Below are 25,252 nucleotides of genomic sequence, written 5' to 3'. Positions count from 1 at the left end.
CATATTTTCAACTTATTTTTATCTCAGAGTACTTTTTTATGAAAAAAGGTTTCTTTTTTATAAAAAAGTGTTATACTAGGTATATTATTTCTTGTTCGGTGTTAACAAATAGAAAGACTTTCTTTAAAGTGATTCTTATTGAAATTGAGCAGAGATAGTAATATATTCGTGGATTTTCCACACAGGAGGTACTACAATGGTACAAGGTAAAGTAAAATGGTTTAATGCAGAAAAAGGTTTTGGATTCATCGAAGTAGAAGGACAAGACGACGTATTCGTACACTTCTCAGCTATCCAAGGCGAAGGTTTCAAATCACTTGAAGAAGGTCAAGAAGTTACATTTGAAATCGAAGATGGAGCTCGTGGACCACAAGCTGCTAACGTTCAAAAGTAATTGATTAAGAAGCTGTCACTTTAGTGACAGCTTCTTTTTATGTCTATTTAACCAATTAAAATTTGATTTTCCTGCCAAAGATTAGTCAAGTTCGTATCCGCGAGCCGCTGATGCGTCTCTTTTACGCTAAGCCAGCGATGCTTGTTGAAAACAAAGCGAGTTTCAGGAAGTTCAGTCCATATTTCCTGTACAGACTGGACATTTAACAGAACAAAGTTTGCTTCGTTTCCTTCTTCCACTCCATACTTTTCTTTTCCAATCAGCCGGGCTGGTATACTTGTAATCATTCGGAGCAACTGCCGCTGATCATCTGGACTTCCCATATGTGCAGCATAGGCAGTTAGTAACCCTACTTGCAGCAAGTCTGCTTTTCCAAACGGATGAAAGGGGTCGTTCACGTTATCAGATGCAGTAGCAATCGGAATCGCTGCTTTTTGTATGTCGCGAATACGCGTTACGCCTCGTCTTACAATTCCTTTATCTTCCCTTCCCTGTAAATATAAATTAGAAGCAGGTAATGTGACAACTCCAATTTTCGCCTGTTTCAAAAGGTTTAAGATTTCTTTCACTTTTGCATCAGTCATTCCTGCAAGCGAACAAAGATGCCCCACTACCACTTTTCCTTCCATATTCAATTCAATTGTTCTATGAGCAATATTAATTATCGTATCAACAGATGGATCATCGCTTTCATCCACATGTAAGTCAAGAGGTTTATTATAGGCTTGAGCCAGCGAAAACAGAGCATCAATCTCTTTTTCTGGATTTCCAGCTAAATGAGGACAGCCTCCAATCGCATCAATTTCAAGGTCGAATGCTCGTTCAATTTTAGTCATCTTATGCATATCATCAATGTCTAAGTTAGAGAATAGCGGAACAACCTGCACATCCATATACGGGCTTAATTCATCTCTCACTTCGACAGCCGCTTGTAAACTTCGAAATAAGCTATCTTCTTCCATGCTGCAGTCAAAATCAATATGCGTTCGAATCGTAGTCGTACCGTTAGCTAATGCCTGCAAAGCAGTTTTTAACATTCGCTGCTTAATTTCTTCTTCTGGAAATGCCGGCAGGCTGCTGCTGTAATTTTTAATGGCTTCTTGAAGAGTTCCAGATAGATTGGGTACCTGAGGAAGCGAATGAGCTTTGTCTAAATGCATATGCATATCTACAAATCCTGGTAATAGTACACGCCCCTGTGCATCAAGTGACGTTTCTTTTCCTAACACGGCCGCGTGTAGCGGAAAAAACTCGTCACCTTCAAGATAACCGTTTTGTAAAACGATAGAAGTATACATTCCATTTGAAATTTTCACTTCAAAAAGAGCGTGATCGTGCATAATTGGCAAGCGAACATTAATTAAGTGAAGCAATATAATTCCCTCCTCAATTTTTCAACTTCTTCATTTTTCATAGACCGCTTTATCTTATTTATCATTTATTGTTTAAAGCATTAATTCGCCAAATTTCGCGAATCACCTTCTCTCTAAAGGCCTTTATTTACAGAGAAAAAAGCAAGAACAAAAAAAAAGAGCAGCGTCCCCACGCTGCTCATCAAAGAAAAAATGCTAGAAAATAGATAGAATGTACTTCCCATGGTTAAATGAGGGCTTACAGATAAAGCTTCAGTGAGTGATTTCATGCTTTGCATCGCTATTCTCCCCAGAAAGCAATGCAGATACAAGCAAAAAATTTCCACCACTCGCTCACACTGTAAATAGACACATAAGAAAAAGCCCAAACAAAGGCAGGTCTCTCAAATACAATGAGCAAAAACCTACCCGCCTGGGCTTTTATCCCTTCGGTGTCATATCCACTTCTTTTCAAAAATGAATATGTGAATCGCTTGGACCAAACTTTCTACTAACGTAAAAATGGGAACCTAGATTCACTTTTTACTCATAGTCCTATCATTTACGGTGATAAGGTAGAAACGTCTGAGCCATATTCTCAAACATATATGAGTGAACCGTATTTAGCTTTTTCTTGTCTACAAATATACTATAGGTCTCTCTATAAGTCAAATATAAACGAATAATCTTTTTAATAAAATTATATATAGTTCGCCTTTTACAAAAGTTTACTTTTTTTAAAAGTTTGTTAAACTATCTAACACAGTAGTTGCATCTTCTTATAATCCTGCTTATACTTCGAACTACTTACATTATCTATAAAGGTCTTCACTCTGTTGAAGACAAAAAGCGATCTAGGGTTCCGTTTAACACATGTTAAAGGCTGGTCCGAGAGAGAGCGTACGGAACGGTCCGTATACACGGAAGGATAAAAGCCTGGGAGAATGACATCATTCTCCCAGGCTTTTCTTTTTTACTAGTATAAAATAGAGGAAAGAAGGGATTTATATGAACAACCAACCAGCGTTAAGTAAATCGCTAAAGGTATATCAAATTGTATTTTTGGGTCTTGCCTGGATGACTCCGATGATTTTCTTTACAGTTTACGGAGTAGCCTACGATGCGGCTGGAGGGCAAATGGTCCTTGCTTATTTAATTGCTTTTTTAGCTATCTTTTTTACCGCATATAGCTATAGCCGAATGGTAAAAGCATATCCAATAGCAGGATCTGCTTATACGTATACGAAAAAAGCTATACATCCTCGCCTTGGCTTTTTAGTAGGCTGGGCACTTCTTTTAGACTATATTTTCTCCCCTATTATCGCTATTTTAACATTTGGTATTTTTATGCATACAGAATTTCCTTCTATTCCTGTATACGTATGGGTCATTGTCATGAACATTATCTTAGCTTTAGTCAATATTGTTGGTATTAAATCTGTCGCTCGTATAAGCGGCATCTCTGTTGTAGTTCAGATTCTATTTATAAGTTTGTTTTGTTTATTTATCATCAAAGATATTGCAACAGGTCAAGCTAGTTCTTCTACTCTTTTTTCACTTCATCCTTTTTTGGCTTCAGATGTACCGTTTACGACTATCTTTTCTGGAGCTGCGCTCATTTGCTTTTGCTTTTTAGGATTTGATGCCGTTACAACAATGGCGGAAGAAACGATTCAACCGGAAAGGACCATTCCAAAAGCCATTTTTCTTATTGTTTGTATTGCAGCTGTTATGTACATCGCTATTTCGTATTTTACACAGATTGCCTATCCGGGATTCACATTTACTAATCCTGATAATGCTGCCTACACCCTTGTAAAATTAGTGGGCGGAAATCTTTTAAGCAGTCTATTTATTACGGTCTTAATTATCGCAACCTTTACTCAAGGAGTTTCTTCAGTCACAAGCGTGACTCGCTTTTTATATGCTTTAGGCCGTGAATCCGTGCTGCCTCAGAAGGTATTTTCATATATTCATCCAACGTTTAAAACGCCCGTGGTGAATATCTTGCTTGTTACCGCTTTTTCGTTTTTGGGAATGTTTATTGATTTAAACACAGCCGTTACTTTTGTCAGTTTCGGTGCCTTAACCGCTTTTACATTTGTTAATCTATCAGTCATTGCCCATTTTTATATTAAGTTAAAGAAACGGTCGTTTACTGAAACAATACTTTATTTAATCTTCCCTTTGATAGGAGCGGCATTTATCGGATGGCTGCTCACACTGTTAAACAAAGACACTCTTTTGATTGGTGTCGCCTGGCTTACGGTTGGGTTTCTCTATTTATTTGTAAAATCTCGACTATCGGCTCCTTTTGTAAAGAGAGATCATTCAAAAGTGACGGTCCCTGAAAAATAAACTGAAAAATCAGTTTTTGTGTCAGGTATTCTAACAAACTGCTTGTCAACTTATTTTCAAACATACTATACTACGATTAATCGAAAGCCACAAATGGATAAAGGTTCTTACAGATGTTAAGAACAAAAAAGCTGTCTAGGGTTCCGTTTAACATACGTTAAAGACTGGTCCGAGAGAGAGCGATATGGCGCTATGCTGTATAACACGGAAGGATAAAAGCCTGGGAGACTACTCTCCCAAGCTTTTATCCTTTTTTTATTCTAAGGAGGTTATTTTATGAGTTATATCTGGAAGCAAACCATCCCAGCGGGCGGAAAATGGTCAGGACGAATTGGGAGAGGAAAATCAGTGACGTTTACCGCACAAGAATCCGGTGCAAACGCATCCCTACTATTGTACAACGCTTATGATTTAACGGAACGATACAACATGCCTGATACCTTAAAAGCTCAGCATACTGCTCATTTAACAAAAGGACACGTTCTGATGAGTGACAACGGCAGAGCATTTGCAAGCATTACTGCTGACACCACCGGCTGGCATGATACCATTTCAGGCTATACTACGCGCAGCTTAACTCATCAAAAATACGGTGCATCTACTTATCAAGAATCCCGAAACGAATGGCGAAGGAATGGCGAAGAAAACTTCTCAATGGAGCTTCTGCGCAACGGTTTAACAACACGGGATTTAGTCCCTAATCTTAACTTATTTTCAAAAGTATACTGCGACGAAGAAGGCAATATGAATTTTGTTTCTTCTCATTGTAAAAAAGGAGATTTTATTACGCTTAGAACAGAGATGGATTTGCTTTTTCTACTGTCTAATACACCTAACCCCCTAGACCCGAGCGAAACGTATCCTTCTGTTCCGATTGAAATAACCGTAGATGAAGCAGCTCCTGTAAGCTCAGACGACTACTGTTTAAATTTTAGACCTGAAAATAAACGAGCGTTTGAAAACACATGGTCTTATGACCTATTGCTTGGAAATAAAACATTATCAACGATTTAAAAATGAAGGAGGCTTCTATAATGGCTGTATTTAATCGAGTGGAAAGCAGCAGAAAAATAGAGAACGCAATTTATGATGAAACGGTACTGGCTGGGGACGGCTGGATGCACGAACTTAAAGCAGGCCAAACTCTTAGAATAATAGATGTAAAAGGAAATCAAGCAGCGGATACGTTATTCTTTGATGCAGAAAATCCAGAAGATCATTACAGTGCAGTATCGACGATTGCTAATCAAGGAAATATTTATTTATCCACCGGCACGGTGCTGCTTTCTCAATCTGGCAAAGAACTAGTCAAAATTGTAGCTGACACGTGCGGACGCCACGATACCCTAGGTGGAGCTTGTTCCGCACAAAGCAACACCGTACGTTATGCACATGACACGCTTCCGATGCATAACTGCCGAGATACATTTATGCTGCAGCTATCAAAATATGATAGCCGCTACACTAAAAGAGATTTAGCACCGAACGTAAACTTTTTTATGAATGTACCTGTGACGCCAAGCGGCGGATTAACGTTTAATGACGGAGTGTCTGCACCTGGATACTATGTAGAAATGGAAGCGATCAATCCTACACTTGTATTGATCAGCAACTGCCCTCAGCTTAACAATCCGTGCAACGATTATAACCCTACCCCTATTCGCTTAGTTATTTGGGATTCATTATAAAAAGGAGTGTTCATCTATGTTTACAAAAGTATTAATTGCGAACCGAGGAGCAATTGCTGTTAGAATTGAGCGAACATTACGACATTTCGGAGTGAAATCTGTGGCTGTTTATACAGAAGCTGATCAAGACAGCCTGCACGTTGATGAAGCAGATGAAGCCATTTTAATTGGCAGCGGCCCGGTCAAAGAAAGTTATTTAAACGAAGACCTTATTCTAGATATCGCAAAGAAAACAGGAGCGGAAGCTATTCATCCAGGCTACGGTTTTTTAAGCGAAAACGCGGAGTTTGCTCGTCGCTGTCGAGCTGAAGGAATTGTATTTATTGGTCCTACACCTCAGCAAATGGAAATATTCGGATTGAAACATTCAGCTCGGGAAATTGCGCAAAAAGCGGACGTGCCTTTGCTTCCTGGTACACCTCTTATTACAGATGTATCAGAAGCTGTACGTGCTGCTGAAGAGATTGGCTATCCCGTTATGTTAAAAAGTACAGCTGGCGGCGGCGGAATTGGAATGCGTGTTTGCCAGGATGAAAAAGCTCTTCAAGCCGCTTTTGACTCAGTTTGCCATTTAGCACAAACAAACTTTAAAAACAGCGGTGTTTTTTTAGAGAAATACATTCAAAAAGCTCGCCATGTGGAAGTTCAAATCTTCGGGAATTCTTTTGGAGAAGTAGTGGCTTTAGGAGAACGCGACTGCTCTATTCAGCGAAGAAATCAAAAAGTAATTGAAGAAAGTCCAGCTCCAAACTTCCCTTCATATATACGGGAAAATATGCTGCAAGCAGCTACTCGACTAGCTAAAGAAGTGGGATACCGAAGTGCAGGAACAGTAGAATTTTTATATGACGCCGAAGCGGAGAAGTTTTATTTTTTAGAAGTAAATACTCGTCTTCAAGTAGAACACGGCGTTACAGAAGAAGTGTTAAACATCGATTTAGTAGAATGGATGCTTAAAGAAGCATGCGATGAGCTGGTAAACCTTCCTTCTTTGCTTCCTGTTCCTTCAGGTCACAGTATCCAAGCGCGTATTTATGCCGAAGATTGCTTAAATGATTTTCGTCCAAGCGGCGGGCAAATCGACCAAGCCATTTTCTCTAAAAGTGCTCGAGTTGAAACATGGGTGCGAGACGGCATTACTGTAACATCACTTTATGATCCTATGCTAGCTAAAATTATCGTTCATGGAAAAACACGAGAAGAAGCTCTTCTAAAATTGAGCGCTGCTTTAAAAGAGACAAGATTATACGGCGTTACTACTAATCTTCAATACTTGCAGGGACTGTTAGAAGAAAAAGCGTGTAAAACAGGCGATGTGTATACTCAAATGCTTAACTCATATACTCCGAGCGAACAAGCAATTGAAGTTTTAGACGGCGGCGTTCAGTCTACTGTTCAAGATTACCCGGGACGCACCGGGCACTGGAATGTAGGAGTTCCTCCGTGCGGCCCAATGGATCCTTTTGCTTTTCGCATAGGAAACAAACTTCTCGGAAATTCACCGGATGCCCCGGGAATTGAAATGACTCTCCGAGGCGGCTCTTATAAATTTAGAGACGATGTATCTTTTTGTATTACCGGTGCTAACATGCATGCTACATTAGACGGCGCTGAAATTCCCATGTATAAAACCATTCAAGCAAAGCCGGAACAAATTCTTTCATTTGGTGAAGCAACCGAAGGAATGCGCACGTATTTACTGATTGGCGGCGGACTTGATATGCCTAAAATATTAGGCAGTTCTTCTACTTTTACACTAGGAAGCTTCGGAGGACACGGCGGAAGAGCACTTCGCACGGGAGATGTACTGCGTGTTTCTGACTACGCTCACGTTGAAAATGAACTTGCTCTTTCCTACCAGCCAACCATGTCTAAAGAATGGACAATTGGAGTGATTCCCGGCCCTCATTGTACAGAAGAGTTTTTGCAGCCAGAGTACTTGCAGCAGCTAACAGATACAAAATGGGAAGTTCATTTTAACAGCTCTAGAACAGGCGTTAGGTTAATAGGTCCCGCTCCTTTTTGGACGCGTGAAGATGGAGGAGAAGCCGGTTTGCATCCATCAAATATTCATGATAATGCCTATGCCATCGGCACCTTAGACTTAACCGGAGATATGCCTATTTTACTTGGCCCAGACGGCCCGAGCCTCGGCGGCTTTGTTTGCCCTGTTACGACTGCTTCAGCAGAGTTTTGGAAAATAGGACAGCTTCACCCCGGAGATAAAATTTCGTTTAAATTAATTGATCTTGAACAAGCTGAAAAACTCAAATGTACGCAGGAAGACTTTTTACAGCGTATCGGAACATCTGCATCACTTCCTGTGCTTACAAATCCAGTAGCACAGCCGCTCAAAAGCGATTATCCGCTTCTGATCAACGAAACGGAAAATAGACGATTCCCTTTTTCCGTCCGCTGCTCAGGCGATGCGAATATACTTGTGGAGTACGGAGAAATGGAGCTTGACCTGCTGCTTCGCTTCCAAGTGCATGCTTTAATGGAAGCTATTCAAAAGCGTAAGGATTTACCAGTTCTAGATTTAACGCCTGGTATCCGTTCTCTTCAAATTCATATTGATGCAACAAAGATGTCTATTCTTGAACTTTGCCAGCACATTTCAGCTATAGATCGTGCGCTTCCTCCACTTGAAGAAATGGAAGTTCCCTCTCGTATTGTAAAACTTCCACTTTCATGGGATGATCCTGCGACTCAATTAGCTATTGAACGCTATCAGCAAAACGTTCGCCCAGATGCCCCCTGGTGTCCAAGCAATCTAGAGTTTATTCGCCGAGTAAACGGTCTGGATCACATTGAAGATGTTAAACGAGTTGTATTTGACGCTAATTATCTTGTAATGGGGCTTGGAGATGTATATTTAGGCGCACCTGTTGCTACGCCTCTAGACCCTCGTCACCGTTTAGTGACAACGAAATATAATCCCGCTCGTACATGGACGCCTGAAAATGCAGTTGGTATTGGCGGTGCGTATATGTGCGTATACGGAATGGAAGGTCCTGGGGGCTATCAATTTGTGGGACGCACGATTCAAATGTGGAACCGACTTCGTCAAACGGAAAGTTTTGAAGCAGGAAAACCGTGGCTTCTTCGTTTCTTTGATCAAATTCAATTTTACCCAGTAGAAGCAGATGAGCTTTTAAAACTGCGCGAAGATTTTCTTCGCGGGAGATTTGAAGCAGATATTACGGAGACAACGTTTAAACTTGGAGAATATTTAGATTTTCTTTCATCTATTGAAGAAAGCACGGCTGCTTTTCGTCAAACCCAGCAGGCTGCTTTTCAAACAGAACGAGAAGATTGGAAAGCACTCGGCTTAGCTGAGTATGTCTCTGAACATGAAACGGCTGAAATTACGGAACAAGAACTGCCTGAAGGTACGGAGGCCGCCCGCTGTACAATGCCGGGAAGCGTATGGAAAGTTCTTGTTGAAGAAGGACAAAAAGTTGAAAAAGGCGATACGTTAATTATCGAAGAAAGTATGAAAATGGAGTTTCCACAGCTAGCACCTATGGATGGATATATCAGTTCTATTCATGTAAAACCCGGCGATGAAGTACAAGCTGGACAGCTGATTGCCGGTATAAAAGCCTTTGCTCCAATTACTCATTAAGGACGGTGGATACAATGAAAACAGTGAGCTTGCCTAAAACATTTTCGGTTCAATGGTTACGTGATATGTATATCAAAAAAGAATTAACTCCGGAAGATGTAGTACATCAAATTCTTACGCGTGTAGAAGCTGATAAAGACATGAATATTTGGATTACCCCTCCTACACTCGGTGAGTTAAAACCTTATCTCGATCGCTTAGCTACCCTAAGCCCTGAAGCGTTACCTTTATGGGGAATTCCATTCGCCGTTAAAGATAATATCGATGTAGCCCATGTACCGACGACAGCCGGATGTAAAGAATATACGTATATCCCTTCTGCACATGCTACGGTTGTTCAACGTCTTATTGATGCAGGTGCTATTCCTCTTGGAAAGACCAACTTGGACCAATTTGCTACAGGGCTGGTCGGTACACGAAGCCCTTACGGCGAAACGCACAATGCGTTAAAGTCCGAGCTCATTAGCGGCGGATCGAGCTCAGGGTCAGCTGTATCCGTAGCTCGCGGGCATGCTGCTTTTTCTTTAGGCACCGATACAGCAGGTTCAGGACGCGTTCCAGCCGGTTTAAACCGTTTAATTGGCTATAAACCTTCTCTCGGAGCGTGGCCATCTGCAGGTGTAGTTCCGGCGTGTAAAAGCTTAGACTGCGTCACTGCTTTTGCTCATGAATGGAGTGACGTGCTGCTTGTAGATTCTATTATTAGAGGGGTAGACGATCAAGATCCATGGTCACGCTCTGTTGTTCGGGCTTCTTCGGCTCTCCCTGAAAAAATTTGTATGGTAAAAGAACCGCTCTCATTTTACGGACCGTTTGCTGAGCAGTACGAGGAAGCTTGGAAGCAAGCAGTGAAAAAGATTGAAGGTTTATCTATTCCCATTGAATACATTGACGGCTCGTATTTAAGCGAAGCAGCTGCTTTATTGTATGACGGCCCATACGTAGCGGAGCGCTGGGCTGACTTAGGAGAATTTATTACTTCTCATGAAGAAACAGCATTTCCTGTAACCGAGCAAGTCCTTCGTTCAGGAGCTAAATCAGAATATGATGCTGCGGCTTTATTTCAAGCTTCACATAAGCTTCAATCCTTTAAACATAAAGCATATCATCAGCTTAAAAATGCTGTTCTTGTTATGCCGACAGCAGGCGGAACGTGGACGCGGGAACAAGTAAGAGAAAATCCAATTGAAACAAACAGTGACATGGGGCGTTTTACAAACCATTGTAACTTGCTCGACTTATGCGCTGTCTCTCTTCCATCTCAAGATGCAGATCTTGATTTACCGTTTGGCATTTCATTTTTCTCTACATTTGACGGCGAACAATTCATTTGCGGGCTTAGCGAAGTGTTTTTAAATGGTGAACGAACGGTTGATTCAAGAAAAGATACAACCTTAGTAGCTGTTTGCGGTTTGCATATGCGCGGGTTTCCACTTGAATTTCAAATGCGTGAACATGGAGCTTCATTCGTACGAAAAGACCAAACCGCTCCTTATTACCAGCTTTTTAAACTGCCTACTTCTCCAGCAAAACCGGGGCTGCTGCGAACGCATCAACAAGGAGAAAAAATTGAAGTTGAACTTTGGGAAATGCCTTTATCACTACTCGGCTCTTTTGCCGATTCTATCCCTTCTCCTCTTGGACTAGGCAAAATCACTCTCGAAGACGGCAGTGAAGTAGCGGGTTTTCTTTGTGAAGCTCATGCGACAGAAGATGCGGAGGATATTACGTCTTATAGAAGCTGGCGGGCTGTGTATAGTTGAATAAAAGAGCTGCCTCTAAGTCAGGGTTTCGACTTAGAGGCGGCTCTTTTGAGTTATAAAAACCTTACTATAAAAGCGCTCTTATTTTAAGGAATCACTTATTTGGTCCGGTCTTTTTTATGTACTTTTTCTCTTTTTCATCCACCAGCCTGCACCAACTATCACTCCGATTATAAGAATAACAAATATTAAACGATCTACATCATGCAAATATTTTTGGATTTTTTCAATATCTCCAAGTCCTCCTACATAGAGCAAAAAAACAAACCACGGAAAAATGCCTAAGGTGCTGTATAAAACAAAGTCCTTAGATTTGATTTTACTAAGGCCTGCCAAATAGGTTATATAGTTTGCGATACTGATGGGACGAGAAATCGTAATACTCCATTTTCCGTATTTATGAAACCATTTTTGAGCACGCTTTATATTTTTTTCACCAAACCAGCGTTTGGTAATAGATTCAAACCTGTATCCCATAACGAACGGAATATAGTTGAATGCGATATAAATAACGGTATTGACAGCTGAAACAATAAGGATTTTCCATATTGAAAGCTGCAGCACCGAGCCAATGAGCAAAATCGATAACGTACACGGAAAAGGAATTGCCGCAGCTTCGATTGCTGTAGCAATAAAGATGCCCACTATGCCTAAGTTTTGTACAAAATCAATAAACCCTTGCACCTTTTTTCTCCTTTCAATCATACAAATTTCACGTTCTTTCATCATAACTCAAACTATTCAAAATTTCACGATTTCAAAGCAATTTTACTAGTAAAAAAAGCTTATATGCACCGGTTTGCTATATTTGATTATCTTCTATCATATGCAGTTCATAAGTGAAGTAACGCAAAAAAAGAAAATAGCAGAAAAAAACTCTTTTATTAGTTGTAATAAAAGAGTCTTTTCTGTCCTGCTATTATTTAATTTTAGCAATGATTTTCCCTTTCACATGGCGTTTTGAAAGCTCTTCTAATGCACTTGGCACTTCTTTTAACGAGATGATGCGCTCAATCATCGGAGCTACTTTCTTCTCTGCTACTAATGCTAAAAGCTCATCGCCCATTTTTGCTAAATCCGCTTGCGCCATCATGTCATCAATGTGGTGTGCAGCATTTAAAGCTACTTCATGATAAGAAATCACTTTTGTAAAAGGCTTTACTTTTGTATAGTCAGGTGCACCAGCAATATGTGCTAAATGTCCTCTATAGGCAATCATATCTAAAGAATCCGTTGCGTTCTTTGCGCTCACCGTGTCAAGCACAGCATCTACGCCGCGGCCATTTGTCAGCTCCAATACTTTTTCCACGACATTTTCCTCGCGATAATCAATTACATAATCAGCGCCTAACGACTTCACATACTCATGATTATGTGCTGAAGCTGTTGAGAAAACGGTTTTTCCAGCGTTTTTAGCAAGCTGCACGCCAAAGCCCCCTACGCCTCCAGCTCCTCCGTGAATTAAGATGGTTTGAATATGGTTCATTGGAAATTTACGAAATAGTGCTTCATACGCCGTGTAACCTGCAGTAGGCAAAGCAGCAGCTTCTTCAAATGTAACAGCATCAGGAATGCGCGAAATTGAATGAGCAGTTGTGACCGCATATTCAGCATATCCGCCTTTTTTCATAAAGTCCCCGTGATAGACAACGCGGTCTCCTTTTTTCCAGTCAACTACTCCTTCTCCAACTTCATCAATTGTCCCAGCTACATCCAAACCTAGAATGTGAGGATATGTCCAATGAGGATTTCCATTAGTAGCCGTTTTATAATCCACTGGATTAAGTCCCACTGCGTGAACTTCAACTACTACTTCTCCTTTATTTGGAAGAGGTTTTTCTATTTCTTCTACTTTCATTTCTGTCCATTTATTTTTATCTTGCAATAATAATGCTTTCACAGTCTAACTCTCCTTTTTAAATCATTTGCTTAGCGTTACTTTTATTATTTTATCTAAAAATGATTTGCTTACTATTTTTATTTTAAAGAGAGCTTGTCTATAATACAAATTAGAAAATAAATAGATATCCATAAATAAATTTATAAGAAAGGATAGCATAAATGATTGATTTTGAATGGTATCGCAGCTTTATTAGCATTTACAAATATCGATCCGTTTCTGAAGCAGCCAGAGCGAGGATCTTAACGCAGCCGGCCATGAGTCAGCACTTAGCTGCTTTAGAAGCTGAAATAGGCGAAGGTTTATTTATCCGTGCACCAAGAAAGATGATTCCAACAGAAAAAGGTAAAGAACTGTACACGCGTATCGTCCCGTTAATTGAAAGTCTAGAAGCTGCTTCAATTGAATTAAAAATGACCGCTTCATCTCCCGACGCGCTGCCGGTCGTAAAAATTGGTTCTCCCGTAGAGTATTTTACCGAACAAGCTTTAGAAAGAATAAAAGATGCAGGTATCCGCTGCTACAGCCAGTTTGGTATTGCTTCTGTTTTACTTGAAAAGATACAAAACGACGAAATTGATATTGCGATTACAACCCAAAGATTGCAAATACCAGGAGTCGAATATACGGTCATTGAAGAAGAAGAGTTTGTCTTAACCGTCCCTCCTTCTTTTGAAATGACACCCAATGAAGACATAGAGGATTTTTTATACAATCAGCGGTGGATTGGCTATGGCCTTGAACTTCCTATTATCAGGCGTTTTTGGCGACAGCATTTTAAAAAACGGCCTGAAATTCAGCCTCATCATGTGATTCCAAATCTTCAAACAGTGTTAAAAGCCATTCAGCATCACATGGGAATCAGCCTGCTTCCCCGCTATTTGATTCAAGAAGCGCTCCAAGAAAAAAAGGTGAAAGTCGAACTTGAACATTTAGCGGTAAAAAATCAGATCTTTCTTGCTTATAAACTTAAGCATCGAGATCATCCAGTCATTCAAAAAACGATACGCTCGTTAAAAAAAGAAACGAACCACTAATCAAACATCTTGATTAATGGTTCGTTTTTCACCTCGTCTAAAATCATTTTGTCCCAGTCTCTTCTTTTTTTGACAGCTGCTGTGCTGAATCTACTCCTACGAGATCTAAAAAGAAAATAAAAATAGGAATACCAAGAATCAGCCCCCATACGCCCAAGAAATGTTCACCAAATACTAAAATGATAAACGTAATGAATGTTGGCAAGTTTGTTTTAGATGACATAAGCTTTGGATTTAATACATAGCTTTCAAGTGCGTGAAGTACTACCACCATAATTAACACAGATAGTACTTTTACACCGCCTCCTAAACTGTAAGCGATTGTACAAAGCGGAATGAGTGAAACAAATACCCCAAGAACCGGCACTAGCCCTAGTAGAAAGACCATAACGCCAAGCGCAAGCAAATTAGGAAACCCTAACACCCATAGGGCAATAACGGATAAAATGCTGTTCACAAAAGCGATAATAAACTGAACTTCTATTACCTTGCCGAAGGAATTAACAAATTTTCTCCCCAAATAGCCAGCTTCTTTGAAAAACCAGCCCAGCCTAGATTGTTCCAGTTGGACAAATAATCGGTGAATCCGCGACTTTTCAAGTAAAAAGAATAGGCTTAACAAGAGTGCTAAGAAAACTTGTGCACTTACTTTTCCAATATTAGATAAATAGCTGTATACTAAATCAATATTCTGCTGAATATTTTCTGGTGATTTGAATCTCTTTAGATTATCGATAATATAGGTGACGAATGTATTATCAGGGGGGTGCTTGTAAAAATACATCAGCTTCTGTACAAGCTCAGTAACTTGCGTCATAATAACCGGGATATATACATATCCTACAATACCGAGAGCACCAATCAGTGCGATATAGATGACGATGAGTATAAGCGTTGAATTAAGCGGAAGCTTTCTTCTTAACGTTTGTTGAAGACGACCAATTAAAAAGGTAAAAATAAACGTAAATAACAGCAGCTGAAGCATACTTCTAATGCTGACAAGTAAAACTGTAATAATAATAAGCGTAATGATGCGAACAGTAAGTTTGTTGTGAAGCCAACTTCTTGCAATATTCATGAAACCTTCAATTCTCCTATCTCTCTTTTTCCCAAGTCATTTGTATACATATAAATAAAACGGATACGCTAGACGCTCATATCCGCTTTCGCTATATATAGTGTATCATTTAATATTCAAATTTTACTATATTTCAGCGCTTTTTAGTATGTCTTTATTTTCTCTCCGCTATTCTTTTTCATTTTCCCATACATTATGATAAATTAGCTTGTCTAAATCCCTTCTTTTTTCCCAGTTAGCTTGTTCTAAGATTGGTTTCTCAGGGTATTTATCTGTATAGCCAATTGACATGAGCGCTACAGGATCAATATGAGGAGGAATATGTAAAATGTCACGTACATCATTTTTTTTATAAAAACTTACCCATCCCATTGCCAGTCCTTCTGCATATGAAGCAAGCCACATATTTTGAATCGCACACGCAGTTGACATCATATCAGTTTCTGGAATTGAGTTTCTTCCGAGAACATGAGAGCCCCCTCTTGTTGGATCACACGTTACGCAAATAGTTAACGGCGCTTCTTTTAATCCTTGAATCTTTAGCTCTAAAAAATCTTCTTTCTTTTCACCTTCATAATGAATAGCCAGTGCTCTTCTCTCTTTATCTGCTGCCCAGGCAAGTTTATTTTTCACTTCTGTATCAGATACTAATATAAAATTCCAAGGCTGCATAAACCCGACGGAAGGTCCGCTGTGAGCAGCCTGTAGAATGTTATAAACCGTTTCATTCGGAATCTCATCAGACAAAAATGTGCGTACATCTCTTCTTCCGTAAATCGCTTTGTATACCGCTTGCTTTTCGTCGTTTGTAAACGAATTCATCTTTTTCAACCTCCATTAAACTCTTTTTTTAACTATTTTTCTAAAAAAATATTAAAAAAATGTGATCTAAACTTTATGTTTTCTCGTATTACTATATGAATCTATCATAAAGGAGGTTGCAAACATGTTCAACGACGTTTTAATGAACTTATTTAACGCGGTAAGCAGCATCATTAACACAATTGGATAATTTGATTGTACATATTGAGTAAGAGAGGAGGCATATTACATGCTAAACGAGGTACTTATGAACTTTTTTAACGCAGTAAGCAGCATCATCAACACAATCGGATAAAAAAAGCACAAAGAAAAGGGTAACTGCCATTACCACCGTCTTTATGCTTGACTAGTTCAAAATCATATATTTTACAATAAAAAGAACTCTTTGATTAGGAGTTCTTTTTACTTATCCTAACATATTCCTTTTTATTTGTATATATACCTTGCCATTTCAACAGATTCACTTATATGTTGCAAGCATACACGTAGGTCTGCAGCTCGTAGTGCAGTTCTTTTAAGTCTTCGGCTGCTTGAGTCAATAACTTCTTTCGCTGAGCTGTATACACATCTAGAATCGCTCTTTCTACTTTTACCTTTTCTTCATATAAAATATCTAACTTATCTTCATTTCCTTCAAGGGAAATAGGCTTTAACATAGCAAATTGATAAATGGGTTGTCCATAATCCAATTTTGTTAAAATAGAACCTACTAATACATCCTGCGAGCATTCGTATACGAAGTTTAACAGCGTACTTAATTCTTCTAGACGAGAAATATCCAGCTCTGCATTTTCATTGATCACAGTCCCTATATATTGAAAGCACTTTTCTTCTAACTCATTGTAAATAGTTGTGATGCGGTGCAACACTTCATTCAACTTCATAAAGTTCCCCCTTCACACACGCTTCTTGATACAACCATATGACAAAACTTGGTGTTTTATACTAACGAAAAAGCGAGGAATATAAACCTCGCTTTTTCTCTTTATCGATACATACTGGCAATGTCTTCAATAAACATAAGCGGTTCTTCTTCTGTTAGTTGTTTAATTGGAGAATAATCCTCTCCACCAAAACTTTGATCTATGTCTTCAATAAACGAAGAAACTTCTTCTGACTCTTCACGATTAGCCGGCACTTCGTATTTCTGTAATTCTGTACGGTGCACGACGGATAAAATATGGCGAGGAAATTGCTGCTTCGTTTTTCCAAAACAGTATACCGGCTTGTGTTTCAAAAAGCGTTCTACTTCCTCTTGCCGGTTATAAATGCTTCCATGATCACCCCAAGCTACCACAACTAGTTCAGCATCTTCCACAGCCTTTTGAATATATTCACCTGTTCTTGTTCCAACAGCTTCTTCTTTTGAAAGCATGCGTAAAAACGAAACATGATCGGTTTGATAGCTGAATAAATAAACGATTTCTAAAACTCCAAATCCCCACTTTTGCGCCAGGTCGATGCATTTGGATACAGCTGTATCATCGCTGTATTCATACGTATTTTCTGGAAAGGACAAGATAAACGTAAGTTTACGTTCGTTTACTTCACTCCATTTGCATAATAGAGAATATTTGTATGTGCCTGTTTCATCAAAAATAACTTCTTTTTTCACTGCTTCCATCCCCCTGCCTTCTTACAATCTTGTTACTTATCTATTGCAAATGAGCTAAGCAGTAATCGTAACCTTGACTGTTAAAAGTTTTATTTTATATGTATTTCAAAATCATGCCTTCATGACAACTTTTCTGCCATTTTTTCAAAAAGCATTTTTTTCTTCTATACATGCTTTTTACAGCTAGTGAACATTCACATATATATATCTTTCCTCTTTTCGGACCTCCAGTCAAAATAGATAAAATCAAAAGAATGGTCTATAATAAAGAAATAACCAATGAACTTTTCACTCATGTTTTTGACCGTTACGGATTTTTTCTCAGCAGGTATGTTCAAAACTGATCCTCTGAGAAAATAGAAGATAAATTTGTGTAAAGAAAGGATTTTGTAAATGGCTACTACACACACATTTACAAGAGGAGAAGAAATTGCAAATGCGATTACACACGGCGTTGGAGCCGTACTCAGCATTGTGGGATTAACGCTTTTAATCGTACTTTCTTCGTTAGAAGGAACGCCTTGGCATGTTATCAGTTTTACTATTTACGGAGTAACCATGCTGCTTCTCTATGTCTCCTCTACGCTTGTCCATAGCTTTCCGGAAGGTAAGGTAAAAGATCTTTTTGAGATATTTGACCATTCTTCTATTTATTTGTTTATTGCCGGCACGTACACTCCATTTTTATTTATCGCAGTAAAAGGAACCACCGGCTGGACACTTTTTGGAATTGTATGGGGCATCGCTCTTGCAGGAATTGTATTCAAAGCTTTTTTTGTAAAGAAATTCCTTTTTATTTCCACCATTCTTTACGTATTTATGGGATGGATGATTGTGTTTGCGTGGGATTCGTTAACTCAAAACATTGCCCATCAAGGAATTGTCCTTCTTGTAGTTGGAGGCGTGTTGTATACAATCGGAGCCGTTTTTTACGTATGGCGAGGATTTCGTTTTCACCATATGATTTGGCATATGTTTGTTCTTGGCGGAACCGTACTTCACTTTTTAGCAATCATTTTATATGTATTGCCTATAACCAATTAAAAAAGGGCCTTCTGGCCCTTTTTTAATTGGTTATAGAATTTCTTACCACAGTTTTGCCATTTGAGTCACAAGCGTATAGACTCCTAGCACAGCCATAATAACGACCACAAAACCGCCAAAAACGGTAAGCCAAGTCGGATGCTTGTAATCCCCTACTATCTTCTTTTTATAAGCCGCTATAAGCATTGTACCGAGTGTAATAGGTAAGATTAACCCATTTAATGCTCCAGCTAAAATGAGCAGCGTGACCGGCTGACCAATCGTTAAGAAAACCAGGGTTGAAATCGTAATAAATGCAATGATAATCCAGTTTTCATATTTCTCAATCCTTTTGCTGAAGGATTTAATAAAGGAAACCGATGTATATGCCGAACCAATAACTGAAGTGATAGCCGCTGCTGCCATGACGACACCAAATAATTTATAGCCAATATCCCCTGCGGCTAACTGAAAAACAGAGGCAGGTGGATTATCGGGATTCAGTTTTAACCCTTGACTCAATACACCTAATGTTGCCAAAAATAGAAAAATTCGAATGATCGAAGCGATCGTAATGCCGGATACTGCTCCTCTTGTTACTTCCGGAATCGCGGCTTTTCCTTTGATTCCTGCATCTAATAAACGGTGACCTCCTGCAAATGTAATATATCCTCCTACCGTTCCTCCTACAAGAGTAACAATCGCCACTACGTCAATGTGATCCGGCCAAAATGTTTTAGATACCGCTTCTCCTACTGGCGGAGCGGAAGAAACCGCAACATACACCATTAAAATAATTAATATTCCGCCCATTAATTGAGCAAAACGATCCATTAATTTTCCGGCTTCTTTGACTAAAAAGATGGCAATAGAAATAATGGCTGTAATAACTGCACCAACTTTAGGAGAAATACCAAATAGCGCATTGAAGCCAAGACCCGCTCCTCCTACATTTCCAATATTAAATGCTAAGCCTCCGATTACAATTAAAATAGCAATAAATAAACCGAGACCTGGGAAAACACTGTTAGCAATATCCTGTGCTCTTTTTTCTGAGACGGCAATAATACGCCATACGTTTAGCTGAACGCCAATGTCTAATAAAATCGACAGTAAAATGACAAAACCAAAACTTGCGGCGAGAGCTTGTGTAAAGACAGTTGTTTGAGTTAAAAAACCTGGACCCACTGCTGAAGTAGCCATTAAAAATGCTGCTCCGAGGAGCACGCTCCAGTTGCGTTCTTTTTTCATGATGTCACCTCATTGTGGTTGAATAATGATTTGTTCTTCTTTTAGCTTGTCACAAATAGCTTTGGCAAATTCAACAGCATGTGCACCGTCTCCATGAATACAGACGGTATCTGCCTGAATCGGAATCTCTTCATTTTGCACAGTGAATACTTTCTTTTCTTTGACCATTTTAATTACTTGAGAAATAGCTGCTTTCTCATCTTGAATCACGGCGTTTTCAACGTTTCTCGGCGTCAGCATGCCGTTCTGTTGATAGGTTCGATCTGCAAATACTTCCTGAGACGTACGCAAGCCGATTTCGTTTCCAGCTTTAATCCATTCACTTCCAGCAAGACCATATAGAATAGCTTCCTCACTAACATTATAAACAGCTTCAGCAATAGCTTTAGCTATGTCTCGATCCCCTGCAGCCATATTATATAAAGCGCCATGAGGTTTCACATGATGAAGGGCCCCTCCTTCTGCACGTATAAAAGCTGAAAGAGCCCCCATTTGATACACCATCAAATCATAAGCTTCTCGAGGCGTAATTTTCATATATCTACGTCCAAATCCAGCTAAATCTTGCAATCCGGGGTGCGCGCCGATCGCCACATTTTCACTCAAAGCCAGCTTTACTGTTTCTCTCATAACCGAAGGATCTCCGGCATGAAAGCCACAAGCAATGTTTGCTGACGTTACATAGCGTAAAATTTCTTTATCATTTCCTAATCTATAGTTCCCAAAGCTCTCCCCTAAGTCACAGTTCAAATCAACGGTAGCCATTTTCTTCCCCCTTATATTTTCATTCGAAGTGCTCTTTTAATATGATTGATTTTCTTTTCCTGCTCCATATATAAATGCTGCGCTTCATCCAGTGAAACGAATTGAAAAGAAACCTTTTGCCCTGGAGAAACTTGTGCCAGCGCCGAAAAATCGGCAGTTGCTACCTGCCCGATTCTAGGGTATCCTCCTGTCGTTTGATGATCTGCTAATAAAACAATGGGCTGTCCTTCTTTTGGTACTTGAATTGTACCAAACGTCACAGCGCTAGAAAGCAGCTCCTTTTCCTGCTGAAGGACTAGTTTCTTCCCTTTTAGCCTATAGCCCATTCGGTCAGATTGCGGCGTAACGTCAAATTCTTGATTAAAGAAATGTTGTTGACTTTCTTTCGTAAACCAATCAAATTCCGCACCTTTCATTGTGCGGATAATAGGCGTCTCGTATGAAGGAAGAAGTTTAGGATGAATGGTCCAAAAAGCCTGCTGAAAAGAGCGGTCCGTTTGCTTTTTCACCAGTTTCTTTATAATTGCTTCCCCTATTTCTGTAGGAGGATGGCTTAATACTTCGTCTCCTGACTGTAATGCTTTACCGTGCAGCCCTCCTATCCGAGCGCGAAGCGAAGTAGATGTACTTCCCATAACTGCAGGAACGTTAAAGGCACCGGAAACCGATAAATAAGAACGGCAACCTAAAGTCGGAACACCAAACTGCAGCACGCTCCCTTTTTTCACATATAAAGGCCGCCACATCTTTACGGCTTCACCATTAACAGTTGGCGATAAATCCCCTCCTGTCAGGGCAATTAAAGCATCTTGCTGAAATTCAATTTTTGGTCCCATTAACGTAATTTCAATAACCGGCTGATTTTCTTGATTTCCTACTAATAAGTTGGCAATCCTTAAAGCAACTTTGTCCATTGCCCCGCTGACAATCATGCCGTCCTTTTGATATCCATGTCTGCCGATATCTTGGATCGTTGTTAATAAACCAGGACGCATCACTTTAATACTCATCTTCATCCACCTCCTTTTGTGCTTCATATTCCGTTTCAGAAATGGAAACAAATCGGATACGATCACCTGCTTGAAGTAAGCTTGGCGAGTCTTTTTCTGGGTTAAATAGTGTAAGAGGAGTACGCCCGATTAACTGCCATCCTCCAGGTGTTTCAATTGGGTACACGCCGGTTTGCATTCCTGCGATGCCAACTGACCCTTTTGGGATGCTGTTTCTCGGTGATTCTTTCCTTGGAGTCGCAATTTTTTCACTCATCCCTCCTAAGTAAGGAAAACCAGGAGCAAAGCCTATCATATACACCAAATATTCTCCGTTTGTATGAATGGAGATAACTTCATCAGGCGTTAATGAATGAAAAGCAGCTACTCTCTCTAAGTCCGGGCCGTACTTTCCTCCGTAACACACCGGAATGTCAATTTGTCTAGCGACCGCTTCAGATTTTTCTTCCTGGTGGAAAAGCAGTTCTTCAATATATGTAGATATTGCTGTGTAAGGATTTCTTCTTCCTTTTTCACTCATTATCCAAGGATCATAATAGATTGTAACCGTCGTAAAAGCCGGCACATATTCAATCATTCCCTTACATAATGATTGCTCTAGCACCTCAGTAAATTGCTGAATACGTTTATGTATACCGAAATTAATTTCGTCTCCAAATGAAACGACAATGCCGCTATCACCAAGAGGATAAAGTCGATAATCGTTACTCATTCCGTCTCCTCCTTTTTACTTAGTATTGTTTGAGCAGCTCCCTTTAATGCTGTAGTTAGACAGTTTTATTAGAATTACTAATGAAGTTATCATTTTCAAATAACATTTTCTTATATATCTAATAAAAAAAAGATCAATAAATCTGTATACCGTATGAATAACATTATACAAATATAAAATAATCTTATGTTCTACTAAAACAAACTCTAAATAAAAATTCAACCTTTTTAGAATTTTATCGTCAAAAGGATCACGTTTTTTCAGTTTTCCCCATAAGAAAACTGCTTTGTTTTTTATACCAAAGCAGTTTTTTGTAAACATCTACAAAAAGGAAAAACTCATGGGCAGTGAACCATTATATACCTCTGCGAGCAAAATCCACAAAACGAAACTTGTCAAGACGATGACGTGATTCCGTATACTGAAAAAGGCTTGCATCTTCTAGATACACATAGTTTCTTACTACCACAATATGTTCATAATCTTTCAAATCTAAGTAACATTTATCTTCGTCCGTCAGCTCGTCAACGGAAATTTCTTTTTTAGCAAAGCTGATTTTCAGCCCAAGATCTTTTTCTAAGTATTCATAAATAGAGCCTTTGCATATGTCTTTTGTGAGGTGAGGAACATATTTTTTATGAAAAAAATCTTTATCTAAAATAATTTTTTCTCCATCGATTTCACGTGCTCGAACTACTTTCCATATGAGATCTTTTTTCGTTGCGCCAAGCTGTGTGCACAAATCTTGATCAGCCTTGATTAATTCAAACTCTTTTACAATAGTAGTCGACGTATGTCCTAGCTTTTCCGCGACTTCTTTGAAGCTAACAAGTCCTGATACTGGAAAATCAAAGCGTGATACGTCTAATACAAAAGAACCTTTTCCTTTCATTTTTTGAATGTACCCATTTTGCGAGAGTAAATTTAACGCTTTCCGTATCGTTTCACGAGACGTTTGATACTGTTCAACAAGCTCATTTTCAGAAGGAAGTTTTGTATTAGGACGCCAGTCACCGCGTTTAATTTTATCGACTAACTGTTCGTAAATGCTGATAAATTTATTTTCTTTCAATTGCCATCACCTATTTTACTTTCTATATATACCCAATTGTATAAAAAGAACGATAGATTGTCACCCATCGTTCTTTTCACTTTTTCTCTATTTTTTTAAATGATACACGATTGATTCATACGGCCGAAGTAAGACTCGCTTGAATTCCTTTGGTGAATCTTCGTAGTTAGACAGCAATATTTCACTATGATATCCTTCAAAAGTTAGATTTTCTGGCAGTTCAAAGGCTGTTTCGCTGCCGTAGAAATTGTTTATCACGAGCAGCTTTTCATCTGCTCCATTTCGGATATAAGCGAAAATCTGCTCGTCTTCTCCAAGAATCAATTCATAGTTTCCATAGGTGATAATCTCGTACTGCTTGCGCAGTGCAATAAGCTTTTGATAAAAATAAAAGATTGAATCTTTATCCTCTAACGCTTTTTCTACATTAATTTTACGGTAGTTATCGGCCGGATGAATCCATGGCTTTCCTTTTGTAAAACCTGCATTCGGCTTATCGTTCCATTGCACCGGTGTACGGGAATTATCTCTTGATTTATGTTTTAAAATTTCCAAAATTTCATTTTCGTCCATTCCTTGTGCACGTTTTATTTCATACACATTTAATGACTCCACATCTCTATATTCATCAATAGAGGAAAACTTCGGGTTTGTCATACCTATTTCTTCGCCTTGATAGATATAAGGCGTTCCCTGCATCAAATGAATCGTTGTAGCGAGCATTTTAGCAGATTTATTATGATAGAGTTCGTCGTCTCCATAGCGTGAAACAACGCGAGGCTGATCATGGTTGCACCAAAATAATGCATTCCATCCCCCACCTTTATTCATTTCCGTTTGCCAAGTTGATAGAATCTCTTTTAATTTAATAAAATCAAAATCTGCTAGGGCCCACTTTTCTCCATTCGGGTAATCGACTTTCAAATGATGAAAATTAAACGTCATACTAAGCTCGCGTCGGTCCGGATGAGAGTACTGAATACAGTGGTCAACGGTTGTGGACGACATTTCTCCAACGGTCATACTATCATATTTTGAAAAAACTTCTTGATTCATTTCCCGCATATATTCGTGCACGCGAGGACCGTCGGTGTAGAATTTCCGGCCATCTCCTGGTGCAACGGAACCGTCATCATCTAAAAAACGCTGATCTTTTGAAATTAAATTAATAACGTCCAGACGAAATCCATCTACTCCTTTTTCAAACCAAAACGTCATCATATCATACACGCTGCGGCGCACACGCTCGTTTTCCCAGTTCAAATCCGCTTGCGTAACATCAAACAAATGCAGATACGATTGTTCTGTGAGCTTATCATGCTCCCACGCGGATCCCCCAAATTTTGAAACCCAATTCGTCGGAGCACTTCCATCTTCTTTTTGATCTTTCCAAATATAAAAATCTCGGTACGGGTTATCTTTCGATTTTTTAGCTTCTTGAAACCATTCATGTTCAGTTGATGTATGATTAACGACAATATCCATGATGACTTTAAGACCCCGCTTATGCGCTTCTGTTACTAAAAGATCAAAATCCTCCATTGTTCCGTATTCTTCTTGAATAACAAAATAATCACTTATATCATATCCATTATCCCGCTGCGGTGATTTATAAATTGGCGTTAGCCACAGAACATCTACCCCGAGCTTTTTCAAATAATCTAGCTTTTCAATAATGCCAGCTATATCACCCACGCCGTTTCCAGTCGTATCATAAAAACTTTTTGGATAAATTTGATAAACAACCGATTTTTTCCACCAAGGTTCTTGCATCTTTAACACCA

21 protein-coding genes and 3 riboswitches are annotated in these 25,252 nt (G+C 39.2%); of the genes, 8 read left to right on the top strand and 13 right to left on the bottom strand.

Annotation, left to right across the window (positions count from 1 at the left end; translation table 11 throughout):
* Positions 1-196: 196 nt before the first annotated feature.
* Positions 197-394 carry a cold-shock protein gene (locus MKX72_RS04945; protein ID WP_013055689.1) on the top strand — a complete coding sequence of 66 codons (198 nt, stop codon included), beginning with the start codon at positions 197-199 and terminating at the stop codon, positions 392-394.
* Positions 395-441: 47 nt separating this feature from the next.
* Here MKX72_RS04945 and MKX72_RS04940 read toward each other — a convergent pair whose 3' ends face one another.
* Positions 442-1,767 (bottom strand): amidohydrolase family protein, encoded by a 1,326-nt coding sequence (locus MKX72_RS04940; protein WP_223546327.1) that lies wholly within the window; start codon positions 1,765-1,767, stop codon positions 442-444.
* A gap of 509 nt (positions 1,768-2,276) precedes the next feature.
* A riboswitch (purine riboswitch) is annotated at positions 2,277-2,378 on the bottom strand.
* 211 nt (positions 2,379-2,589) lie between these two features.
* A riboswitch (guanidine-I (ykkC/yxkD leader) is annotated at positions 2,590-2,691 on the top strand.
* 63 nt (positions 2,692-2,754) lie between these two features.
* On the opposite strand from MKX72_RS04940, the gene MKX72_RS04935 reads away from it, so the two are divergent.
* The 5 genes from MKX72_RS04935 (at position 2,755) to atzF (ending at position 11,183) form a co-directional block, all read left to right on the top strand.
* Complete coding sequence (locus MKX72_RS04935; protein ID WP_034269790.1) at positions 2,755-4,104, top strand: APC family permease; 1,350 nt, start codon at positions 2,755-2,757, stop codon at positions 4,102-4,104.
* 124 nt (positions 4,105-4,228) lie between these two features.
* Positions 4,229-4,333: riboswitch (guanidine-I (ykkC/yxkD leader) on the top strand.
* A gap of 47 nt (positions 4,334-4,380) precedes the next feature.
* Positions 4,381-5,118 carry an urea amidolyase associated protein UAAP1 gene (locus MKX72_RS04930; protein WP_034269787.1) on the top strand — a complete coding sequence of 246 codons (738 nt, stop codon included), beginning with the start codon at positions 4,381-4,383 and terminating at the stop codon, positions 5,116-5,118.
* A gap of 20 nt (positions 5,119-5,138) precedes the next feature.
* Positions 5,139-5,792, top strand: coding sequence for an urea amidolyase associated protein UAAP2 (locus MKX72_RS04925; protein ID WP_034269785.1), 654 nt, complete (start codon positions 5,139-5,141; stop codon positions 5,790-5,792).
* A gap of 16 nt (positions 5,793-5,808) precedes the next feature.
* A complete protein-coding gene (gene uca, locus MKX72_RS04920; protein ID WP_155008424.1) occupies positions 5,809-9,420 on the top strand; it encodes an urea carboxylase in 3,612 nt (1,203 codons plus the stop codon).
* A 14-nt stretch (positions 9,421-9,434) separates the two neighbouring features.
* Positions 9,435-11,183, top strand: coding sequence for an allophanate hydrolase (gene atzF / locus MKX72_RS04915; RefSeq protein WP_155008425.1), 1,749 nt, complete (start codon positions 9,435-9,437; stop codon positions 11,181-11,183).
* A gap of 117 nt (positions 11,184-11,300) precedes the next feature.
* Here atzF and MKX72_RS04910 read toward each other — a convergent pair whose 3' ends face one another.
* Positions 11,301-11,867, bottom strand: coding sequence for a DedA family protein (locus MKX72_RS04910; RefSeq protein ID WP_223260295.1), 567 nt, complete (start codon positions 11,865-11,867; stop codon positions 11,301-11,303).
* A gap of 235 nt (positions 11,868-12,102) precedes the next feature.
* The gene (locus MKX72_RS04905) at positions 12,103-13,083 is read right to left on the bottom strand and encodes a zinc-binding dehydrogenase (protein WP_033578189.1); all 981 of its coding nucleotides are present in this window, start codon (positions 13,081-13,083) and stop codon (positions 12,103-12,105) included.
* A gap of 161 nt (positions 13,084-13,244) precedes the next feature.
* Here MKX72_RS04905 and MKX72_RS04900 point away from each other — a divergent pair, with 161 nt between their 5' ends.
* Entirely contained in the window at positions 13,245-14,120 is an 876-nt protein-coding gene (locus tag MKX72_RS04900; protein WP_155008426.1) for a LysR family transcriptional regulator, read from the top strand.
* Positions 14,121-14,163: 43 nt separating this feature from the next.
* On the opposite strand, the gene MKX72_RS04895 is transcribed toward MKX72_RS04900, so the two are convergent.
* The 4 genes from MKX72_RS04895 to MKX72_RS04880 all read right to left on the bottom strand — a co-directional run bounded on the left by MKX72_RS04895 (position 14,164) and on the right by MKX72_RS04880 (position 17,644).
* Positions 14,164-15,198 carry an AI-2E family transporter gene (locus tag MKX72_RS04895; RefSeq protein ID WP_028412216.1) on the bottom strand — a complete coding sequence of 345 codons (1,035 nt, stop codon included), beginning with the start codon at positions 15,196-15,198 and terminating at the stop codon, positions 14,164-14,166.
* A 168-nt stretch (positions 15,199-15,366) separates the two neighbouring features.
* Entirely contained in the window at positions 15,367-16,020 is a 654-nt protein-coding gene (gene bluB, locus MKX72_RS04890; protein WP_013055676.1) for a 5,6-dimethylbenzimidazole synthase, read from the bottom strand.
* A gap of 464 nt (positions 16,021-16,484) precedes the next feature.
* Positions 16,485-16,904: a hypothetical protein gene (locus tag MKX72_RS04885; RefSeq protein WP_155008427.1), complete on the bottom strand. Its 420-nt coding sequence runs from the start codon at positions 16,902-16,904 to the stop codon at positions 16,485-16,487.
* Positions 16,905-17,005: 101 nt separating this feature from the next.
* Positions 17,006-17,644 (bottom strand): DUF1643 domain-containing protein, encoded by a 639-nt coding sequence (locus MKX72_RS04880; protein ID WP_205689676.1) that lies wholly within the window; start codon positions 17,642-17,644, stop codon positions 17,006-17,008.
* 384 nt (positions 17,645-18,028) lie between these two features.
* Here MKX72_RS04880 and trhA point away from each other — a divergent pair, with 384 nt between their 5' ends.
* Positions 18,029-18,679: a PAQR family membrane homeostasis protein TrhA gene (trhA, locus tag MKX72_RS04875; protein ID WP_013055671.1), complete on the top strand. Its 651-nt coding sequence runs from the start codon at positions 18,029-18,031 to the stop codon at positions 18,677-18,679.
* A 42-nt stretch (positions 18,680-18,721) separates the two neighbouring features.
* Here the strand turns inward: trhA and MKX72_RS04870 are convergent, their stop codons facing one another.
* The 6 genes from MKX72_RS04870 to treC form a co-directional block, all read right to left on the bottom strand.
* Positions 18,722-19,909, bottom strand: coding sequence for an NRAMP family divalent metal transporter (locus MKX72_RS04870; RefSeq protein ID WP_155008428.1), 1,188 nt, complete (start codon positions 19,907-19,909; stop codon positions 18,722-18,724).
* Between the two features lie 9 nt (positions 19,910-19,918).
* Positions 19,919-20,674, bottom strand: coding sequence for a LamB/YcsF family protein (locus MKX72_RS04865; protein ID WP_155008429.1), 756 nt, complete (start codon positions 20,672-20,674; stop codon positions 19,919-19,921).
* An 11-nt stretch (positions 20,675-20,685) separates the two neighbouring features.
* A complete protein-coding gene (locus tag MKX72_RS04860; RefSeq protein WP_034269752.1) occupies positions 20,686-21,684 on the bottom strand; it encodes a 5-oxoprolinase subunit C family protein in 999 nt (332 codons plus the stop codon).
* The gene (pxpB, locus tag MKX72_RS04855; RefSeq protein ID WP_033578185.1) at positions 21,674-22,396 is read right to left on the bottom strand and encodes a 5-oxoprolinase subunit PxpB; all 723 of its coding nucleotides are present in this window, start codon (positions 22,394-22,396) and stop codon (positions 21,674-21,676) included. Before pxpB ends, MKX72_RS04860 begins: the two co-directional genes overlap by 11 nt.
* 355 nt (positions 22,397-22,751) lie before the next feature.
* On the bottom strand, positions 22,752-23,468 hold the full coding sequence (gene treR, locus MKX72_RS04850; RefSeq protein ID WP_028412210.1) for a trehalose operon repressor: 717 nt from the start codon (positions 23,466-23,468) through the stop codon (positions 22,752-22,754).
* Positions 23,469-23,555: 87 nt separating this feature from the next.
* Positions 23,556-25,241, bottom strand: a complete 1,686-nt coding sequence (gene treC, locus MKX72_RS04845; RefSeq protein ID WP_155008430.1) for an alpha,alpha-phosphotrehalase — start codon at positions 25,239-25,241, stop codon at positions 23,556-23,558.
* Between the last annotated feature and the right edge of the window lie 11 nt (positions 25,242-25,252).

Source organism: Priestia sp. FSL R5-0597 (assembly GCF_038006305.1).
Taxonomy (GTDB): domain Bacteria; phylum Bacillota; class Bacilli; order Bacillales; family Bacillaceae_H; genus Priestia; species Priestia zanthoxyli.
The sequence above is the reverse complement of the archived record's forward strand: the minus strand, read 5'-3'. Positions and strand labels throughout refer to the sequence as shown.

Bases quoted from the DNA above. Each gene is read 5' to 3' on its own strand.
- MKX72_RS04945 (WP_013055689.1), top strand. From the start codon at position 197: ATGGTACAAGGTAAAGTAAAATGGTTTAATGCAGAAAAAGGTTTTGGA.
- MKX72_RS04935 (WP_034269790.1), top strand. From the start codon at position 2,755: ATGAACAACCAACCAGCGTTAAGTAAATCGCTAAAGGTATATCAAATT.
- MKX72_RS04930 (WP_034269787.1), top strand. From the start codon at position 4,381: ATGAGTTATATCTGGAAGCAAACCATCCCAGCGGGCGGAAAATGGTCA.
- MKX72_RS04925 (WP_034269785.1), top strand. From the start codon at position 5,139: ATGGCTGTATTTAATCGAGTGGAAAGCAGCAGAAAAATAGAGAACGCA.
- uca (WP_155008424.1), top strand. From the start codon at position 5,809: ATGTTTACAAAAGTATTAATTGCGAACCGAGGAGCAATTGCTGTTAGA.
- atzF (WP_155008425.1), top strand. From the start codon at position 9,435: ATGAAAACAGTGAGCTTGCCTAAAACATTTTCGGTTCAATGGTTACGT.
- MKX72_RS04900 (WP_155008426.1), top strand. From the start codon at position 13,245: ATGATTGATTTTGAATGGTATCGCAGCTTTATTAGCATTTACAAATAT.
- MKX72_RS04895 (WP_028412216.1), bottom strand. From the start codon at position 15,198: ATGAATATTGCAAGAAGTTGGCTTCACAACAAACTTACTGTTCGCATC.
- bluB (WP_013055676.1), bottom strand. From the start codon at position 16,020: ATGAATTCGTTTACAAACGACGAAAAGCAAGCGGTATACAAAGCGATT.
- MKX72_RS04885 (WP_155008427.1), bottom strand. From the start codon at position 16,904: ATGAAGTTGAATGAAGTGTTGCACCGCATCACAACTATTTACAATGAG.
- MKX72_RS04880 (WP_205689676.1), bottom strand. From the start codon at position 17,644: ATGGAAGCAGTGAAAAAAGAAGTTATTTTTGATGAAACAGGCACATAC.
- trhA (WP_013055671.1), top strand. From the start codon at position 18,029: ATGGCTACTACACACACATTTACAAGAGGAGAAGAAATTGCAAATGCG.
- MKX72_RS04870 (WP_155008428.1), bottom strand. From the start codon at position 19,909: ATGAAAAAAGAACGCAACTGGAGCGTGCTCCTCGGAGCAGCATTTTTA.
- MKX72_RS04865 (WP_155008429.1), bottom strand. From the start codon at position 20,674: ATGGCTACCGTTGATTTGAACTGTGACTTAGGGGAGAGCTTTGGGAAC.
- MKX72_RS04860 (WP_034269752.1), bottom strand. From the start codon at position 21,684: ATGAGTATTAAAGTGATGCGTCCTGGTTTATTAACAACGATCCAAGAT.
- pxpB (WP_033578185.1), bottom strand. From the start codon at position 22,396: ATGAGTAACGATTATCGACTTTATCCTCTTGGTGATAGCGGCATTGTC.
- treC (WP_155008430.1), bottom strand. From the start codon at position 25,241: ATGCAAGAACCTTGGTGGAAAAAATCGGTTGTTTATCAAATTTATCCA.